At 44.2% G+C, this 19,172-nt stretch carries 17 protein-coding genes and 1 tRNA gene; 5 read left to right on the forward strand and 13 right to left on the reverse strand.

Annotated elements, in window-relative coordinates:
- Positions 1-288 precede the first annotated feature (288 nt).
- Both F6K53_RS19630 and F6K53_RS19635 read right to left on the reverse strand, forming a co-directional pair.
- Positions 289-684, reverse strand: a complete 396-nt coding sequence (locus F6K53_RS19630) for a hypothetical protein (protein WP_293026440.1) — start codon at positions 682-684, stop codon at positions 289-291.
- A gap of 403 nt (positions 685-1,087) precedes the next feature.
- Entirely contained in the window at positions 1,088-1,276 is a 189-nt protein-coding gene (locus tag F6K53_RS19635) for a hypothetical protein (protein WP_293026438.1), read from the reverse strand.
- Between the two features lie 238 nt (positions 1,277-1,514).
- Here F6K53_RS19635 and F6K53_RS19640 point away from each other — a divergent pair, with 238 nt between their 5' ends.
- Positions 1,515-2,312, forward strand: coding sequence for a DUF2993 domain-containing protein (locus F6K53_RS19640; protein ID WP_364306075.1), 798 nt, complete (start codon positions 1,515-1,517; stop codon positions 2,310-2,312).
- A gap of 25 nt (positions 2,313-2,337) precedes the next feature.
- On the opposite strand, the gene F6K53_RS19645 is transcribed toward F6K53_RS19640, so the two are convergent.
- Together F6K53_RS19645 and F6K53_RS19650 are read right to left on the reverse strand one after the other, a co-directional pair.
- Positions 2,338-2,469, reverse strand: a complete 132-nt coding sequence (locus F6K53_RS19645; protein WP_293046070.1) for a hypothetical protein — start codon at positions 2,467-2,469, stop codon at positions 2,338-2,340.
- Positions 2,459-3,274 carry a Uma2 family endonuclease gene (locus tag F6K53_RS19650; RefSeq protein ID WP_293026436.1) on the reverse strand — a complete coding sequence of 272 codons (816 nt, stop codon included), beginning with the start codon at positions 3,272-3,274 and terminating at the stop codon, positions 2,459-2,461. The genes F6K53_RS19645 and F6K53_RS19650 overlap by 11 nt, the downstream gene beginning before the upstream one ends.
- A gap of 159 nt (positions 3,275-3,433) precedes the next feature.
- Here F6K53_RS19650 and F6K53_RS19655 point away from each other — a divergent pair, with 159 nt between their 5' ends.
- Together F6K53_RS19655 and F6K53_RS19660 are read left to right on the forward strand one after the other, a co-directional pair.
- Positions 3,434-3,589 carry a hypothetical protein gene (locus tag F6K53_RS19655; protein WP_293074276.1) on the forward strand — a complete coding sequence of 52 codons (156 nt, stop codon included), beginning with the start codon at positions 3,434-3,436 and terminating at the stop codon, positions 3,587-3,589.
- 33 nt (positions 3,590-3,622) lie between these two features.
- The gene (locus tag F6K53_RS19660) at positions 3,623-8,365 is read left to right on the forward strand and encodes a HEAT repeat domain-containing protein (RefSeq protein WP_293081773.1); all 4,743 of its coding nucleotides are present in this window, start codon (positions 3,623-3,625) and stop codon (positions 8,363-8,365) included.
- Between the two features lie 30 nt (positions 8,366-8,395).
- Here the strand turns inward: F6K53_RS19660 and F6K53_RS19665 are convergent, their stop codons facing one another.
- The 6 genes from F6K53_RS19665 to F6K53_RS19690 form a co-directional block, all read right to left on the reverse strand.
- Complete coding sequence (locus F6K53_RS19665; RefSeq protein ID WP_293068206.1) at positions 8,396-9,250, reverse strand: Rpn family recombination-promoting nuclease/putative transposase; 855 nt, start codon at positions 9,248-9,250, stop codon at positions 8,396-8,398.
- Positions 9,251-9,585: 335 nt separating this feature from the next.
- On the reverse strand, positions 9,586-9,993 hold the full coding sequence (locus F6K53_RS19670) for a hypothetical protein (protein WP_293081776.1): 408 nt from the start codon (positions 9,991-9,993) through the stop codon (positions 9,586-9,588).
- A 481-nt stretch (positions 9,994-10,474) separates the two neighbouring features.
- Positions 10,475-13,102 (reverse strand): chloride channel protein, encoded by a 2,628-nt coding sequence (locus F6K53_RS19675; protein WP_293068200.1) that lies wholly within the window; start codon positions 13,100-13,102, stop codon positions 10,475-10,477.
- Between the two features lie 87 nt (positions 13,103-13,189).
- Positions 13,190-14,524: a TldD/PmbA family protein gene (locus tag F6K53_RS19680; RefSeq protein WP_293068197.1), complete on the reverse strand. Its 1,335-nt coding sequence runs from the start codon at positions 14,522-14,524 to the stop codon at positions 13,190-13,192.
- Complete coding sequence (locus F6K53_RS19685; protein ID WP_293026424.1) at positions 14,521-14,649, reverse strand: hypothetical protein; 129 nt, start codon at positions 14,647-14,649, stop codon at positions 14,521-14,523. Before F6K53_RS19685 ends, F6K53_RS19680 begins: the two co-directional genes overlap by 4 nt.
- Before the next feature lie 82 nt (positions 14,650-14,731).
- A complete protein-coding gene (locus F6K53_RS19690) occupies positions 14,732-15,595 on the reverse strand; it encodes a Tab2/Atab2 family RNA-binding protein (protein ID WP_293068194.1) in 864 nt (287 codons plus the stop codon).
- 390 nt (positions 15,596-15,985) lie between these two features.
- On the opposite strand from F6K53_RS19690, the gene F6K53_RS19695 reads away from it, so the two are divergent.
- Positions 15,986-16,375 carry a nuclear transport factor 2 family protein gene (locus F6K53_RS19695; protein ID WP_293068191.1) on the forward strand — a complete coding sequence of 130 codons (390 nt, stop codon included), beginning with the start codon at positions 15,986-15,988 and terminating at the stop codon, positions 16,373-16,375.
- A gap of 201 nt (positions 16,376-16,576) precedes the next feature.
- Here F6K53_RS19695 and F6K53_RS19700 read toward each other — a convergent pair whose 3' ends face one another.
- Both F6K53_RS19700 and F6K53_RS19705 read right to left on the reverse strand, forming a co-directional pair.
- Positions 16,577-16,903: a hypothetical protein gene (locus tag F6K53_RS19700; RefSeq protein WP_293068188.1), complete on the reverse strand. Its 327-nt coding sequence runs from the start codon at positions 16,901-16,903 to the stop codon at positions 16,577-16,579.
- Positions 16,904-17,443: 540 nt separating this feature from the next.
- The gene (locus tag F6K53_RS19705) at positions 17,444-18,001 is read right to left on the reverse strand and encodes a (2Fe-2S) ferredoxin domain-containing protein (protein WP_293068185.1); all 558 of its coding nucleotides are present in this window, start codon (positions 17,999-18,001) and stop codon (positions 17,444-17,446) included.
- A 314-nt stretch (positions 18,002-18,315) separates the two neighbouring features.
- Between F6K53_RS19705 and F6K53_RS19710 the strand changes: the two genes are divergently transcribed.
- Positions 18,316-18,870, forward strand: coding sequence for a Dps family protein (locus F6K53_RS19710; RefSeq protein ID WP_293026416.1), 555 nt, complete (start codon positions 18,316-18,318; stop codon positions 18,868-18,870).
- 216 nt (positions 18,871-19,086) lie between these two features.
- Here F6K53_RS19710 and F6K53_RS19715 read toward each other — a convergent pair.
- A tRNA-Ser gene (locus F6K53_RS19715) sits at positions 19,087-19,171 on the reverse strand.
- Position 19,172: the final 1 nt, after the last annotated feature.

Below are 19,172 nucleotides of genomic sequence, written 5' to 3' on the forward strand. Positions count from 1 at the left end.
CTTAATTCTTAATTCTTAATTCTTAATTCTTAATTCTTAATTCTTAATTCTTAATTCTTAATTCTTAATTCTTAATTCTTAATTCTTAATTCTTAATTCTTAATTCTTAATTCTTAATTCTTAATTCAAAAATTGCGTTCCACAAAACTATTCAAATCATTCCATTATTACTAAACACCCAAAATTCCCCTGTTTCAAAACAGGGGAATTTTGGAACAAACAATTGCTCAGAGCGATTAGCCCGAAGGGCTACGCTACGCGATCGCGCTTATCGACGGGTGATTGAATTTAATCTAAATAACCCATCAGCTGTGGATCAGCATCAATATCATTTGGGGCGATGGGACGCTTGCCCATGATGTACTCTATTTCATCAAGATGAAGATTACTAGCAGCAATTGGTCGCTCCCCAGACACCTTCATGATACCGAGTACCTCAATGTTGCTAGAGGTGATGGGGCGGTCTCCCATTACAGATATAGTTTCTAATACCTGGAGATTACTGGCATCAATTGGTCGATGTCCCATTATGCTTTGTGTTTCACTAATATTAAGGTCACTAGGAGCAATGGGACGGTTTCCAGGTAAAGGGGCAATTGCATCCAAGGCAGAGGTTTCCTGTTCTGGAGCTTCTGCTAGCTGAACTGCGGTAACGTTTTCATTGATTGCAGTGCTATCGCTCATAATCGTATACCTAGAAGTTTTTAACGGAGTTTTTTAGCTATTCGGGCAAGATTAGCCCTAGGTCCTACCCGCTTTCGGAGGTGTGGGATTAACTATTGGTGTTATGGCCTCGTCTATGGGCGAGCGGGGTGCTGACAAAGTAGGAGAACAAAAAAAGCTCTGGTTGCTGTATTGACCTGGAGTCTTTGCTGTAACTGAGTTTAGTAAGGGGTAATCGGTAAATGAGAATTGGTGATACTCATGCGAAAAATCCCATTAATTACGTTACAGACCGCAACGTTAGCTTAATTTTTGCTCTTGACTAACCTTTACAAGTATTATAAAGCCTTAACTATACTAAGTTACATTTTACGAAAGTAAACAATTAGGTCAAGGATTATAAAGCAGTTCTTAATTGGGTCAGCTACTTACGCCGGTGGGTTAATGGGAACAGGGAGCAGGGAGTAGGGAGTAGGGAGCAGTTGACAGGGGTAGGTTTGTTGTATTTAGCGACTGCATCAAGACGGGATAAGAAAATTGAATGGATCTGATAACTATGACAAATGCTATAAAGGTTGAGACTGGGTTCTGACCCCTTTAGCCCTACAACCAAAGCCCCACAACCGAGACCTCTGGAGCTAACAGGTTTGAGATACTACAGCTGATTAATGATTAACTGATAAGCAAGCAAATAACCTACCCTAAAGTGGATGCCAAAGGTGAATAACCCCCTAACCTATCTGAGACTGGATGTCAATGGGGAATAACCAAATAACCTTCATCCCTAGGATCGATTGCTGAGTTCTTCACATTTTGTTACAAATATAGAAGTAACTCTCGCAGGATGCAAGATGGTTATGTTAGGTGGCTTCACCGGTACAAATAATTCTGGCACCGACTGGGGTGAACAGCTGCTGAATACTGTCGCCAGCAAGACCATTCGCCACCTGTTTACCACAAGCGAATCGGTAGATGTTTCTGTGCGCTGCTTTCCCTCTAGCAAATTGCTACAAGGTAGCATCGATAGTTTCAAAATGAGTGGCCGTGGTTTAGTGATTCGTCGGGAATTCCGGACAGAGGAGATGTCCTTTGAAACCGATGCTGTCTCTCTGGATTTCAGCTCAGTGCTTCAGGGTAAGATTTCTCTGAAACAACCTACTCAAGCGATCGCTCAAGTTATTCTTACTGAAGCTGACATCAACCAATCCTTTAAAGCACAACTAGTTAGAAAGCGGCTGGAAAACCTTTCTACACCAGGGTTAACCGCACTATCTGGTGGTGCTCCGGTTTCCTTTACTGAGGTGCAAGTGCAGCTGCAACCGAACAATGGTCTACGGTTATTTGCTAAGGCTGACCTACCTAATTACGGCATAGTACCGATTAGTATGACATCTACCATCGGAGTAGAGCGACGACGGCGGATTTTGTTTAAAGACTCCCAGTTTCAACCTAATGAAATACCAGAGTCGTTACAAGAGATATCTAGAACTTTGACAGTAGCCCTGGATGAGATCTTGAACAATATGGTGGATCTAGACCGCTTCAACCTGGATGGTGTTACTATGCGCATCAATCGTCTAGAGACCCAAGGGAAAAAGCTAGTTTTCAGTGGCTACGCCCAAATCGATCACATCCCCAATAATCCTTGAGCGGTCAGCGGTCAGCGGTCAGCGGTCAGCCTTTAGCTGTTCGGTGTAGCGTGCGCGTAGCGCTAATCGCTGTTCGCTGTTCGCGTAGCGTGCGCGTAGCGCTAATCGCTGTTCGCTGATAGCTTTCAGAAAAACTCAGACAGGGGTTAAATTTCATCGGGATTAATACCCATCTGTCGTAACCGTTCTGCGAGTTGTTCAGCTCGTTGTTGAGCCAGTTCCTTCTGTTGGCGTTCATGTTCAGCTCGTTGCCGTTCAAGTTCGGCTCGTTGCCGTTGAAGTTCGGTTCGTTCAGCCTCAGTGGGAATCCAATTCCCATCTTGATCATACCAACGTAGCCACAACCGATTCAAGCCTCGATATTGACCAAGCCATAGCCCTATACCCAATTGCAACTCAGGGATCCAAAATTGGGCATTGTCTATGGTTTGGAGCTGATAGCTCCTGCCATCTAACTTAAAAATTCGCAATTCATTGCTGACTCGGTCGAAGGTGACATAGTAGGGAATAGCTAAAATCTGCTCGTACACTTCCCATTTGGTGGGTGGTTTTCCCGTTCGTTCACTGTAACCAAGGTCTTGATCTCTGGTGCTGGCAGAGAGCAACTCTATCGCCACAATTGGTCTGACCTCTTCTTGCCAGATCACATAACTCATTCTAAGCTCTCGTCCTTGGTAGAGTCGGGAAATCCCTACTACCGCAAACCAATCCGGTCGTTTGTACCAAGCGGTATGGTTGGGGTCATAATATAAGTTTAAGTCACTGGCCACAAACACCCTTTCGCTCTGATAATTGGGAGGACGAAAGGTCTCACTACACAGTTGTGGCTGCCAAATATGAAATTCGTCAGGCAAACCCGGCTCCTCCGGATCTTCACTGGGTAAATCATACATGGTGGGCAGGGTTTCTTTGGCCGGATGAGGGAGAATAACTTTTTTAAATGAGGGTTTGGCAAGTGACATGAAATTACCTCAATTTTTCCGACTGATGACTTTGATTTTAGCAAGGGAGTAGGGAGTAGGGAACAGGGAGTAGGGAGTAGGGAACTTCGGATCAGGGAACTTCGGATCAGGGAACTTCGGATCAGGGAACAGGAAAAAAATCCTGTGTACCTCATACTTATGAAAAACGCTGTTCCGACTCCCGATTCCCGACTCCCGATTCCCGACTCCCGACTCCCGACTCCCGATTCCCGACTCCCGACTCCCGATTCCCTGTTCCCAGATCCGCTGTTCCCTACTCCCTACTCCCTACTCCCTACTCCCTTTGCTCTATAATGATAAATAAACCAAAAAACAACTACCAATAAGATGCTGGATTGGTTAGCAATTTGGGGAATTTATAGTGCCGGTGGCTATCTCGCCAAGGAAGTAATTGGTCCCTTGGCCAAAGAGGCTCTAGAAGACTACACTAAAGAGTTTTTCAAAGAGTCTATCAAAGAGTATACCGGACTATCCGATCAAAATACCCAGAAAAAACTCTTCGGTAAAGCTTTAAAAGAATTTATGGCTTTAGTGGAAGAAGAATTAGAAGATGCTGATTTATCTAAGCAAGACGTAAAACAGTATACTAAACCCCTCAAGCAGTATATTAAACATAAATCCATTAAAGCTATCCTGGGCAGTGCGTTTAAGTATGGCTGTAAACGAATAGATACCGAAAAATTAGATAAGACTTGGATTGAGCTTGACTTATTCCCATTACCGGAAGGATTTGATTGGCACTATATTGGTAAACGGTATCTCAAGGAAGTAAAAACGATTATTCGGGAATCCGATGATTTACGGCCTATCCGGGATTCCCAAACCTTGGAAGCGATCGCAGAAAATACGAAAGCAGGAATTACCCCAGATTTTGACTTAAGGGAATATCAGGAAGCACTCCTAGAGAGCTACGGTAATGTCAAATTGGATAGTTTAGATACTAGTGGCTGTGCATATAATCAACTAAAACTCTGGAGGATATTTATCCCACAAAATGTGCGAGAGGTTCATGACCTGATGCCGGAGGCGATTCATGAACTGCCTAAGGATTATTATCAAAAACTGCTAGAGAGTGGTCAACTAGACAAGGAAATTGACCAAGAGGAGTTGCAACGAGCTAAAAAGCGTTATTATCAACAGCCGATAAAATCCGTATTGGATGTGATTAAAGACTCTCAAGGCTATCGCTATTTGGTGGTTTTAGGAGACCCAGGCTCTGGTAAATCTACCTTGCTGCAATATTTAGCATTGGAGTGGGCAAGAACCGATCTAACTACTGAGAGTTTTCTACTAATTCCCTTACTGATTGAATTACGCACTTATATCCGGAATCGCGATAGTGGACAATGTAATAACTTTTTGGAATTCTGCCATCAAAGTAGTGGAGCGATATGTCATCTGAATCAACATGACCTTGATCAGCAGTTAAAAGATGGTAAGGTGTTAGTGATGTTTGATGGCTTGGATGAAGTGTTTGAGCCAGGGAAACGAGAGGATGTTATTACGGATATTCATCGCTTTACGAATCAGTATCCTAAAGTAAGAGTAATTGTTACATCTCGGGTAATTGGTTATAAACCCCAACGGCTAAGGGATGCTGAATTTAGTCATGTTATGCTCCAAGACTTGGAGTCGGAACAAATTGAAACGTTTATCTACCAGTGGCATGAATTAACCTTTACTGATCAAGGGGATAAAGTTAGGAAACGGGAGCGCTTACAAAAAGCAATTGAGACATCCTCCCCGATTCGACAACTGGCGGGAAATCCCCTATTACTAACGATGATGGCAATCCTGAATCGCAATCAAGAATTGCCTCGTGACCGCTCTGAACTCTATAACCAATCGTCTCGATTACTGCTCCATCAATGGGATGTGGAACGAGCATTACTAGAAGATAATCGTCTTGACCCCAAGACTATTGATTATCAAGATAAGCAACAGATGCTAGGAAAAGTGGCATATTTCATGCAGGGTAATCAAGCGGGGTTAGCGGGAAATCTGATTAGTGGCGAAGATTTAGAACGGATTATCAAAGAGGAGCTGAAATTACGAGACGTTACTAATCCCAGAGCCGTTGCTAAGGTAATGATTAATCAGTTGCGCACCCGCAATTTTATTTTGTGTTTCATGGGAGAAGATTACTACGCCTTTGTGCATCGGACATTTTTGGAATATTTCTGTGCTTGGGAATTTGTCAGGAAATTTGAGAAAAAACAGGAGATTTCCCTAGAACACTTACAAACCGAAGTATTTGGTAAACACTGGCGGGATGAATCTTGGCATGAAGTGCTGAGGTTGATTGTGGGCATGGTTGATTCTAAGAAAGCGGGAGAGATTATTGAGTATTTGATGGCACAAGATGGAGAAGAGGATAAGTTTGGTAATTTATTTTTGGCAGGGGATTGTTTGTCTGAAGTTAGGAATCGCTATGAGATTAAATCAACGGATACTCGATTACTGAATTGCTTCAAAGACTTAATTGATAATGCTCGAAAGTATTCTTATTACCGGGATGGAGTTAGGGGAATCTTGGTCAAGGATATTCGCACTAAAGTCTTTCTCCATGAATTATCATGCGATGATATTCGCAGCAAAGCTGTTGTAGCAATAGCCACCCATTGGCAAGACCCTCGAGATACCTTAGCCCTACTTCAAAAATGGGCTCGCTCTGATACTGATTCGAGGGTGCGATGTATAGCAATTGAACAGTTAGCTCAAGGTTACAAAGACCACCGAGATACCTTAGCCCTACTTCAAGAATCGGCTCACTTTGAGCTTGATTCGGATGTGCGACGTAAAGCAATTGAACAGTTAGCTCAAGGTTATAAAGACGACCGAGATACCTTAGCCCTACTTCAAGAATCGGCTCGCTCTGATACTGATTGGGAGGTGCGACGTAAAGCAATTGAACAGTTAGCTCAAGGTTACAAAGACGACCGAGATACCTTAGCTCTACTTCAAGAATCGGCTCGTTGTGATACTGATTGGCAGGTGCGAAGTACAGCAATTGTAAACTTAGCTCAAGGTTGGCCAGACCACCCAGATGCTTTACGCCTACTTCAAAAATGGGCTCGCTCTGATACTGATTCGAGGGTGCGAGGTACAGCAATTGAGCAGTTAGCTGAACGTTGGCACGATCAGCCTTGGTTATTGAAATTTTTATGCGATCGCACTGTCAATGATCCTTTTGAGCGTAAGCAAAGCTGGATAGAAAATCCTCGACAAATAGCCCTTAATGCCACCCTCAAATATTATCCTAAGCACCCAGATACCTTAGCTCTACTTCAAGCATCGGCTCGCTCTGATACTGATTCGAGGGTGCGACGTAAAGCAATTGAACAGTTAGCTCAAGGTTACAAAGACCAGCCAGATACCTTAGCGCTACTTCAAGAATGGGCTCGCTCTAATACTTATTTAGATGTGCGAGTTACAGCAATTGAACAGTTAGCTCAAGGTTACAAAGACCACCCAGATACCTTAGCTATACTTCAAAAATCGGCTCGCTCTGATACTGATTCGGATGTGCGAGCTATAGCAATTAAACAGTTAGCTCAAGGTTACAAAGACCACCCAGATACCTTAGCTATACTTCAAAAATGGGCTAGCTTTGATACTGATTCGAAGGTGCGAGGTACAGCAATTGAACAGTTAGCTCAAGGTTGGCAAGACCACCGAGATACCTTACCCCTACTTCAACAATCGGCTAGCTTTGATACTGATTCGAAGGTGCGAGGTACAGCAATTGAACAGTTAGCTCAAGGTTGGCAAGACCACCGAGATACTTTACCTATACTTCAAGAATCGGCTCGCTCTGATACTGATTCGAGGGTGCGAGGTACAGCAATTGAACAGTTAGCTCAAGGTTGGCACGATCAGCCTTGGTTATGGGAATTTTTATGCGATCGCACTGTCAATGATCCTTTTGAGCGTAAGGAAGACTGGGAGACCAATCCTCGAGAAGTAGCCCTTAATGCCATCCTCAAATACTATCCTAACCACCCAGATACCTTACCCCTACTTCAAAAATCGGCTCACTTTGAGCTTGATTCGGATGTGCGACGTAGAGCAATTGAACAGTTAGCTCAAGGTTACAAAGACCATCGCGATACCTTAGCCCTACTTCAAGAATCGGCTCGCTCTGATACTGATTCGAGGGTGCGAGTTAAAGCAATTGTACAGTTAGCTCAAGGTTACAAAGACCACCCAGATACTTTACCCCTACTTCAAGAATGGGCTCGCTCTGATACTGATTCGTTGGTGCGAGGTACAGCAATTGAACAGTTAGCTCGAGGTTACAAAGACCATCGCGATACTTTATGCCTACTTCAGCAATCGGCTCGCTCTGATACTGATTCGTCGGTGCGAGGTGAAGCAATTGAACAGTTAGCTCAAGCTTGGCAATACCATCGATATGCCTTACGCCTACTTCAACAATCTGCTCGTTGTGATCTCAATTCGAGGGTGCGACTTAAAGTACTAGAACAGTTAACTCAAGGTTGGCAAGACCATCGCGATACCATAACCCTACTTCAAGAATGGGCTCGCTCTGATACTGATTGGAAGATGCGAGATAAAGTAATTAAACAGTTAATTCAAGGTTGGCCAGACCATCACCATACCTTAATTAAACAGTTAATTCAAGGTTGGCAAGACCATCGCGATACCTTAGTGCTACTTGAAGAATGGGCTTGCTCTGATCCTGATTCGAGGGTGCGAGCTACAACAATTAAACAGTTAGCTCAAGGTTGGAAAGACCACCCATATATCTTACCCCTACTTGAAGAATGGGCTCGCTGTTATAACTATTCATTTGAACAGTTAGCTGAAGGTGGGCAAGACCAGCCTTGGTTATGGGAATTTTTATGCGATCGCACTCTCCATGACCCCTTTGAGCATAAGGGACAAAGGACATACAATCCTCGAAAAATAGCTCTTGAGGCCATCCTGAAATATTATCCTAACCATTCCCAAACCCGATCCTTATTGCAAGATAGAGCAGAGCATGACCCTGATCCTAAACTGCGGAAGTTTGCTAAGGACCAATTAGAAAAATTAAGAAAAGAATAGATACAGTGGTTCGTTACGGGGGGTGCATTCTTACGACAACTGATTAATCTCATCCACACTCAACCCCGTATATTGAGCAATATCCTTCAGGGGTAATCCTGCTGCCTTCATCTGTTTAGCAACCTGTTCTATACCTTGTTGTCTACCTTGTTCGAGACTTTCTTGAATCAAGGTTTGAGTAACACTATACATATCCCGATAGACCTTGAGGCTATCCTGATACAGGGCTTGCTCTTCAGAAGAAAAGTTGGCAATCTCGGCTACTTCAAACAGCTGGGCAAACACATCCTCTTGCAAGGGTTCAGGGGGAGCATTACATTGGGCAAGATGCCTGAATAAAAATAACCACTTGTCAAAATGGGTTTCTAGTTGATCAACAGATTTAGTAAATTTTGGTAGCTCCACATAGATGAATTTCAACTTATCGTAGAACACTTCACACCGCTGGTTTTTTAGCTCTACCACATGCAACAATTCTGAATCCTGCTTATGGTCATTAAAAATAAAATCCAGAATACCAACGGTGTAGACTGCGGTTAGCTGATAATTCCAATCTCCCTGTTGCGCCTGTTCTTGGATGGGGAAAGTGGAATAGTAAACACTGCGGTCTTTGAAGAAATTTTGTTTTGCCTTTTGCATTTCCACAATGAAGCGTTCACCGGTTGTGCTCTGACAATAAATATCAAAAATCGCTCTTCTATCCACTAAAGTATTACCCAAAAACTCGGGATTCTTAATGGTAACATCCTGAATCTGATGGTGGGGAGGCAACAGCGTATTCAAGAAATCGATCAACAGTGCCTTGTTGGGCTCAGTGCCAAAGACGCGCTTAAAGCCGAAATCCGTGAGCAGGTCAATGTATTTATCTGGCAAGGGGAAAAGCATATTTTAGAAGTTAGAAGTTAGAAGTTAGAAGTTAGAAGTTAGAATTGGGAATGTATAATTTATAGCGTTTATTGCATGTATGAGGTACAGTGAGCAACCTCAAAGTCCCCCTTTTTAAGGGGGATTTAGGGGGATCCATTGGTACCTCATGGGAAACAGAATTGCTATAGAATGTAGAATTTAGAATTGGAAATTTAGAATTGGGAATTGGGAATTGAAAATTTAGAATTGGGAACGTATAATGTATAATTATGTTTTCTTCATTCTTAATTCTTCATTCTTCATTCACCATTCTGCATTCTTCATTTTTAATTCTAAATTCTTCATTCTAAATTCTAAATTCTGACCTCCTTCGAGCACAATCGCTCCAATAACGGTTTAGGAATTGTTTCAAAATCTTCAAGCAAGAAATCCATGATGGCCAGATGGCGCAAGTGACCAGCAGTCGGAGGGTAACAGCGACGACTGGTGCTAAACCAGCCGTTAACGGTTTGAACGGAACAGGAGCAGATCAAGGCCATATCTTCCCTCGTCAAGTCCCACTTCTGGTAGAACTGTTGCGGTGTCATACCGAATTGGCAGTAACTGTACAGTCGGATTAGGATTTGCTCGCGCTCGGTGATGGGATAGGGATAGGAATTTTCCTCCTGAGACTCCCTCTGTTCAAGCTGTGCAAGCTGCTCAAGACGCTCTATCGCTTCGTGGTAATCGATGGGAAGATAAACAAATCGTTTTTTTCGCATTATTATAGAATTACCTCAATTGTAATTGGGTAGAAAGCCGCGCTTGGCGCTTGCTCGGCAGAAAGCGCGGCTTTTTTTTCATGATTATAGTATAACCATTGGGTAACTTTATTATCAACCTAAAACAAAAAAAAGTCAAGGCAATTTGTAAATTTTGTAATAATTATTTACAATTCAAGGGTTAGCATGGTTACTGGTTTAATTGATAGCTGAAATTGGAACATAGAATTATAAAATGTCAGTTTTTAGCGGTTAGTGGTCAGCGGTCAGCGGTCAGCAATCAGCCTTTAGTTGTTCGCGTAGCGTGCGCGTAGCGCATAAGCTGATAGCTGATAGTTTGACCCAGTGGTGCGTTACGGGGCGGGCTGTTCCAACAAGGCGCGAAGAGACGGAAAATTAGTGCCAGCCCGCCCCTAACGCACCCTACGCGACTCCCGACTCCCGACTCCCGACTCCCGACTCCCGACTCCCGATTCCCTAATTAATGAAGCGCTTCCCTAACTAAAATCACAGTACTGTCAACACCCCGTGCGATCGCTTCTGGAATATTGCCATGGATCGCCTGCTCCAATAATCCCTCTCGACTAGCTCCGATCACGACTACATCATACTTGTGAGCCTTGGCTAAACGAATTAAAGCATCAGAAACAGAATAGGAACGGATTGGAATTGATGCCACATTACTAATACCTTTGAGTTGCTGTTTGAGGAAATAGGTAGCTTTTTCCAAGCTAGTCATTACAGGTTCCCCAGCTTGAGGGTTAAAAACCTGAGTTACTACGATTTTCTCTGCTTTAGCAAGGGTTGCTAGTATCGGAATTAATTGTAGGGCACGCCTGGAATTGGGTCCACCAGCAATGGGGATTAACCAATGCTTCCAGGTCTTAGCTAGTGAACCGTACTTAGTAGATTTAACATCTTCTACTACTTCCTTGCCTTGGGGTAATTTCAGCAAGACTAAATCACAGGGAGCTTGTCGAATCAAGGTATCGATAATATTACCAAAAATCTGATTAGGACTATTAGATGGTGCTCCTTTCCATCCCATCAAAATCAGATTAATATGTCGTTGTTTAATCGTTTCTAGAATTGCTTGAGCGGTATCGTGGGATATCCGGATTTGGGTGTGAACTGGCATTTCCAAGCGTCGCCCTAGCCTTTCAGCTTTCCGTAGCAATCGGCGACTTTTGGTAGTATCAACTGCTGTCTGAGCAGGACTACTGCTGCGAGAGATGGGTATTACCTGCAAACACTCGATTTCATAGTCGCGATCGCGGCCAATAGCAGCAGCTATTTCCAACAATACTGGTGCTGATTGGGGATTAGCTAAGGGAACCAACATCCGTCCACTGCCGGTAGCTGGAGCCCGAGTATAATAGACGCCATAGGACGGATCAGGACTTGGTCCTAGTTGCTCTTTTTCCCCACTAAGTTGGTTAGCTTCGGCACGAATAATATCACTAAAGGTAATGATTCCAACTAACTTCCTGTTTTCTAGAACAGGTAACCGATTGAGTTTATAACGATTAAGAATGTAGAGAACGTGGCTTAAGGTATCATTGTGTCTAACTGTTATCGGTTGTGGAGTCATCACCTCTTTTATAGGGGTGTTTCCAGGCAGTTGGTCTCGATTTTTGGCAATATCTTCTTGAGTAATTATCCCGACCAATTTACCCTGAGCAACTACTGGAAAGCCGCGATGACTAGAGTTACTAAAGGTCTGAATGGCTTGCTCTAAGGTCATCTGACTCCCTAGGGTTTCTACCCGGCGCTGCATAATGTCAGATGCTTTCAAACCAGCTAAGGTTCTTTTATCCACCTTTACTTGAGGCAAGCTGTAGCCTTTCCTCTCCAACAAACGTTGATAGAGAGACCCTTTGGCTAATTGATCGGCAACTAGGTAGGAAACCACACAGGTGATCATTAACGGTAGGACTAAATTAAAGTCCGTTGTCATCTCAAACACGATCACAATCGCTGTGATCGGTACCTTGGAAACCGCACTAAAAAATGCTCCCATCCCTGCCAAGGCGTAGGTAATCGGATAACCTAATTCGAGCACATGATACTCACCGATACCGACTAAATAGCCTAATGCGGAACCCAAAACTAGGGACGGATGAAACAACCCCCCTGGTGCTCCAGAACCATAGGCAATTATGGTTAGTAAGAAGTAGACTACAAAAGCGAGACTGGTAAATTTCCAGCCGACATTACCACTGAGCAACAACTCCCGCAAACCACTGTTGTTATGGAACTGCTCCGGTAGCAGTGCTACAATACACCCACCAAGCATCCCAGCTATACCAATCCGCAATGGTAATCTGAGCTTAAGGCGGTCGTAAAAATTCAGACTGGCCAGAATTCCCTGATTAAACAAAGCTGCTAGCAATCCAGCCAACACCCCCAACAATAAATAGAAGGGAATCTCACGAGCGTCAAAGGTGCTGGAAAAGTTGCTTAGTTTCAGATTCAGCTCTAGGGTACCTCCACCCAAGAGCCGGGAAACCACCGCACCAATAAAGGATGCTATAATAGCACTACCCAGAGTTATACTAGATAAATCTGGTAACAGTTCCTCAAAGATAAAGGCTACACTAGCCAGGGGAGCATTAAACCCAGCGGCTAATCCAGCCCCAGCCCCAGCAGCAATCATTTGACGTCGGTGATCAGGAGAGGTGGGTACCCAACGAGTCAATTGAGCTGCCAAAGCTGCTCCAATATGAACCGTTGGGCCTTGCCGTCCCATGGTCATTCCCGCCGCCAGAGATAGGATCGTACTGACCAACTTGACCGCAGCCACCCGTAAATTCATCGCGATAGGAAACCGAGCAAGGGCACCTTTAATCTGAGGTACGCCACTACCTGTTGCCTCTGATGCTAGAAACTCAATCAGGAATCCGCACAGTAATCCTAAGCAGAGTCCAAAAGCAGGTAGGGCAAAGCTAGGGGGTAGGATCACAGATGCTTGAAGCCGCCAACTCCCTAACCAGCCAATACTGTGTTTGAGTAATACTGCTGAGAGTCCTGAGACCAATCCAATCAGACAGGCTTCGGCAAGGGCAAGACTTCTTTTGGGGATCAGCCATTGGGTAATGGGATTGATCATTGATTGATCATTGGTTAATTTTCATTAGTGATTATTCCTAGGTACTTTCTAAATACCAGGATAATTTCTCTAGTTACAACTAACCCACTAATGACTAGAGGTTACCGATAGTCCTTCCACAATTAGAGAGGGTGTATAGATGCTATCCTGCCAGTCAGCATCATCACCTAGTACTACTAACTGTTTAAGGGTATTGTAGACATTCCCAGCTACCATGGTGTCTTTGACTCTACCAATAATATTGCCTTGTTGGACTCGATACCCTAACTCAACATTGACGGAAAAGTCACCGGAGATGCCAGCACTACCGCCGAGAATCTGGTCTATGACTAATCCTTGGTCTAATTGCCCAATTAAGTCATTGAGTGACCCTTGGCCTGGTTTAATCAGTAAGTTGACTAGATCAGGGGTTGGGTAGCTGCCTAGGCTAGGGCGAAATCCATTGCCTGTTGTGCCAGTTCCCAGTAAGCGACCGGTAGTGCGATCGCAAAAAAACTGTTGCAATTGCCCTTCACTGATAAATACTAGGGATTGGGTAGGGGTGCCTTCATCATCAAAGGGGCAACTGTAGGGAAATTCAGGATTGGGTTGTTGAAACAGGGTCAGGTTTTTTGAGGTAACCACCTGACCTAGACTATCACTCCAGGGGGTCGCTTTTTCAAGTACCCGTTTTCCATTTAAGGCTGCTTCCACAGTGCCCCATAGCAAATCCGCTGCTTTAGACGTCAACAAAATTGGCACACGACCACTCGGAGTAGAGACATTTTCCGTTGCCCAGTTGAGGCGTTGTAAAATTTGCTCTAGGACTTTGTTAGTGTTTAGGGTTTCCTTGGGCTCAGATGGGCTTAATCGAATTTCTGTACCATCACCGACACTTAAAAAGTCTTCACCCCTAACCCATTCAACCCCCAGGAAATAACTGAGGATTGTGTCAGTGTAAGAGCAATGTAATCCTTCGGAGTTAATTAGGCTAGTGGTTTCTGACTCCCATTCCCACTCAGCGGTACACAATACTTCTGGGTAGGCATCGCGAATTAATGCGATCGCATCCGAGCCGATTGCTACTAGTTCTTCTATCGGTATAGTTTCTGGTGAGTCGGAATAGTTAGCGCTAGGACCATCAGCCAGTTCTATGGATTCCGGTTCATTGAGTGCAGTCATGGCCATTGCCCGGTCTACTAAATCTTGGGCTGCCACTGCTCCATAGCCCACTGCTAGTCCCGGACGTCCGTCTCGCCATAACCGTAGCGCTGTCCCTTCCGATTGACTACTTTCGATTTGTTTGAGCCGATTAGCTTCAAAAAACACAGGACGAGAAAGCGTCCGCGACTGATAAACCTCTGCACTAGTCGCTCCTGATTTAGCTGCTAAGTCTAACAGTTGTTCAGCTTGCAGCTCTTGGGGTATAGTTTCAGCACTCATATAGCAAAGGGAATAGGGAGTAGGGAGTAGGGAGTAGGGAGTAGGGAGTAGGGAGTAGGGAGTAGGGAGTAGGGAGTAGGGAGTAGGGAGTAGGGAGTAGGGAGTAGGTAAGAAAAATTACTCACAATTTATTTTTAGCTTCTGCCTTCTGCCTTCTGCCTTCTGCCTTTTGCCTTTTGCCTTTTGCCTGTTGCCTTTTGCCTTGTCTTATAACTCCCGGCATAGCCAAAATCCGGCAAACCGTTCTGAGGTTGGACTCGATTGTACGGCCAGAAAATGGACAAGATTAGCTTTCTGCTTTGCTTCTTCAAAGCTTTTTGCCTCTGCCAGAATTTGGGGTTTGGTCAGGTTAGCGATAATCCAGCTATCATTGGCACCAGTTTCCAGTAAGAACTTTGGCGTATCATCGCTAGTGTCAAGTCTGACAAAGGATAGCTCCAAACCTGACATCCATGCCGCTAGGGGTTTAGCTCGTTGGGAAAATATAATCAGACCGGGAATGGGCGTTTCTGGGGCAATGTCCATGATCGAGACCGGGAAAGCTTCACCAAAGTCAATCTCCCACTCATTCATTTCCTCAAAGGCAGCGGCTTGTAGACTTACAACTGCCCACTTCTGTCCCTGCAAGGCATCGGGTAATGGTTTCGGGATGGGGGATTGATAACGGACAAATGAGGAAGCAGCGGCTGCGGGGTCATAGCCCGGTTGATTGGGATAAAAGTCCTCTATCCTTTGTTTTAACCATCGCTCCAAAGCATAGGTGCGACGGCTGGGTTGAGCTGGAATATTCAGCTCATTACAGGCTTTGGTAATCATATTGTTCATCTGACGCCGAAAGAAGCGAATCTTGGTTGGTGGCTGTTGAGCTTTTGCGATCGCATCTGCCAAAGCCTGCCCCAACCAAATTGAATTCACCTGCTGGTTGGGACACCAACTGGCGTATTGAAACAGTGTCTCAGGTGAGAGATTGATGTCCAAAGGACTCTCGCATATTAAGACTTCCCAAAGTTTTTTCTGATTGTCGTCCAAAATTGGGCGGGAGTAAAAATCGAGTTCCCAAATTGTTTCCATGCCACCATTAACATAATCTCACCCATATTTATGATACGGCTCCAAGAGCGCAATCCGTAAGCAATCAGCTATCAGCTATCAGCTTTCAGCTATCAGCTATCAGCTATCAGCTATCAGCTATCAGCGGTCAGCTATTAGCTATGAGTTTATGCCCATAGCGCACGGTACTTGAACAGCTTATGCGCTATGGGTTAGGTCACAGCGTCGAAGCCTGTGCCACGATACTTGAGGTGCCAACGGCTGACGGCTGACGGCTGACGGCTGACGGCTGACGGCTGACGGCTGACGGCTGACGGCTGACGGCTGACCACTGACTGCTTAGATGTGATTAATTCGATTTAACTATATATAATTAAAGCTATTCACAATTGTGAAAGTCAACAAAAAACTATGAGTAGCGATCGCACAGACGTATTAGCCGCCAACACAGCGTTTTATCGAGCTTTTGAGAAAAAGGACATTGAAGCCATGAGTAAGGTCTGGTCTCAAGGCACTGGTAGTCTTTGTATTCACCCCGGACGTGATGTAATCAAAGGTTGGCGGGAGATTAGCTCATCTTGGGAAATGATATTCAAGAATACCCAATACCTGGAAATTGAACCAGAGATTATTGCTACTGAAGTCAGGGAAACTATTGCCTACGTTGTTGTGCTAGAAAAAGTGTTGCAAGTGAGCAAGGGTAGAAGGATTGAGGCAGAATCCATAGCAACCAATATGTTTGAGCTTATGGCTGGCTCTTGGTATTTGGTCCATCATCACGGCAGTCCACTGATGGGGTGACTTCAGATAAAACCTGGTTTCTGGTTGTCTTGATGCAGTCGCTCATGGAGGGGACCCCCTGTTCCCTTGCTGCATCGCTATAAATCAAAAGCTGAAATCGGTGTAATTACTTGAAGAAAGCGGGTTTTTGCTGTAAGTCCGACAGCAGTAATCTTCAATGCTCTGAGTCAGTCACTAGGATTTGGTTAGCCATAGCTGACCCTAAGCCAATGTAATAATCTTGCACAGCAACATCACTGAACCACTAGAAGTACGGCTGATCACCTGAAGTTCTGCTCCTGGGGTCAACCCTCTGGTGTGGAATTGATTGACCATCTTTTGGGTTTTGAAGCCAAGAATCTGGACGCGATCGCCAACCTGAGACAGGGCTAACGGAAATGATTCTTGATTAGCAAACGTCTGGGGCAGTTTTGCCTGGTTATCGTCTGAAGGCCCAGTTTGGGACATTCCCCCTAAAAACGTAAATTTCCAATTTCCCGACTTTTGGGAAGGGTTCTGTTGGCTATCCGGATTGTTTTTATCGTCCATGATCGATAACTCAACGTTTGCTTATTAATAATTTTTAGTAATAGATTTCCAGGAAAACCGAATCCCCTATAGGGTTCAGGAACAGGTAACTGGGGAAGAGTTTATTCCTTTTAACCCCCAATTACCAATGTTATGGCGTTTGCCACTAGAGATATAGAGTATCGTCTTTACAGAGTAGATTATCACATAAACAAAAAAAATTATCAATTATTTTTTGAAAAACTTGAAAACCCTCCATAGCAAGTTATGCTCCTGTTGGCGAATCACCTCAATGCTAGGGAAATCGATAGGGAGATCGGGTGATGGGGTGATGGGGTGATGGGGTGATGGGAAGAAAGTGCTAGGTATGAAGGCAACTTGGTATTAATCAGAGGGGAGAAAAGATAGAAAGCAGAGTTGATGCCCGTGTCGAGTATAAAAGAAAAATTTCGTCACCTAGGTGGACTAGACTCATGTCACCCCAGGCTTTAGCCTGAGGGCGTGCTTAGGAGAATCAAACCATCCTGCCCATCTCCCCATGATTAATACTAGAGCAATGTTTTAGACAAAGTGTCGTTCGATCAGGGTGGGAATTTGCTGGGGAGCCACTTGGTTGTAGCGAGCTTTGTCTGGCATCATCACTAGGTTAGGGCCATGTTTGCACTGTTTGAGGCAGCCAGTTTCTTTAATCTTGACTTGGTCTTCTAAACCATGGTCCTTTAAACTCGATGCGATCGCATTACAGACCGCTTGACCCCCCCGTTTCCGACAACTGGATTTCTGACAAACTAAAATGCTCGCTTTGCGGGTGGGAGTTTTGGGAACCAAAACAGTTGTTGGCTGCTGGTGGGGGGGAGCAGCAAGGTTCACCTCATAGGCTTTCAGTTTAAGTTTTCCAGTTTTGAGCTTTAGTTTACTGGTGCCACTCACCTCAATCCACGCCCCAGGGATAATGGCTGGATCTAAGTTCTCTCTGAGAGGTTTAGATAACTTAATCCAATATTCGATATCTGAAACAGTAATTCTTAAGTACTTGATTTTATAGCCATCCTTAATGACAAAGTCTAATAACTGTCCTACTACACTAAACTCTGAGACTGGCTCTTTCAACTTAGACATAGTTATTTACCTCTAGGAAAACTGTTTTTCTTTAATCAACCTTAAAAATGGCCATTTTTGTGGACTGAATCTTGGCAATGTGCTGGGTTTAATCCGATTTAACCAAGACAAATCCCGTTCACGGAGTCGTGACTAATAGAAAATATCTCTCAACTAATCTATCACAAATTATCGTCAACAGAGGTTCTGAAGAAGTTAAAAATTGTGTTATTAGGGACCTTTGAGAGTCTAGGTTAAATAAAATGATATGTGTTAGCCTACATAAAAGCCTGGCAATAAGCTACACTTAATGAAAACGATAGGAGAACACTATTATGTCTACAACTCAGGGTCTACTACGCTCCTTTGGTGAAATTGCTGACAATCCAATTTTGCTGGAAAAAAACGTTACCACCCCAGTTTGTGAAGGATTAAACATTGCTTTAGCCAGCTTCCAAGGGTTGTACCTGCAATATCAAAAACACCACTTTGTTGTGGAAGGAGCAGAGTTTTACTCCTTGCATAAGTTCTTTGAAGAAAGCTACGACGATGCTCAAGATCATGTCCATGACTTAGGAGAGCGTTTGAATGGACTAGGAGGAATTCCAGCTACTAGTTTTGCCAAATTAGCTGAATTGTGCTGCTTCACTCCTGAATCTGATGGAGTTTACAACTCTCGCCAGATGGTAGAGCATGACTTAGCAGCTGAGCAGTCAATCATTCAGTTAGTACGCAGTCAAGCCGCTCAAGCAGAAAGCCTAGGTGATCGAGCCACCCGCTATCTCTATGAGAAAATCTTGCTCAAGACTGAAGAGCGAGCTTATCATTTGAGTCATTTCCTGGCTCCGGACAGCCTAGTAATGGGATTTATGGGCAATGGAGCAAACTAAACCTACGTGAACTGAGATCTTGCACCATTGTCATGAATCGTAGGGTGGGCAGTGCCTACCAACGTGCTTTGCAAGCTTCATTATCTGTCTGATGCACTGCCCACCCTACATGAACTTAAACCTACTTTCTGACTCGCCCTTTGCATCAAGAAAAAAAATTTGAGGGTTGACCGTCAACCCTCAAGTCTCAACTGTTAACAAATATAAAATATAAAACGGAGAGGGGGAGATTCGAACTCCCGGAGCCTTTCGGCTCGCTCGATTTCAAGTCGAGTGCAATCGACCACTCTGCCACCTCTCCA

It is taken from the genome of Moorena sp. SIO4A1, from assembly GCF_010672065.1.
Taxonomy (GTDB): Bacteria; Cyanobacteriota; Cyanobacteriia; order Cyanobacteriales; family Coleofasciculaceae; genus Moorena.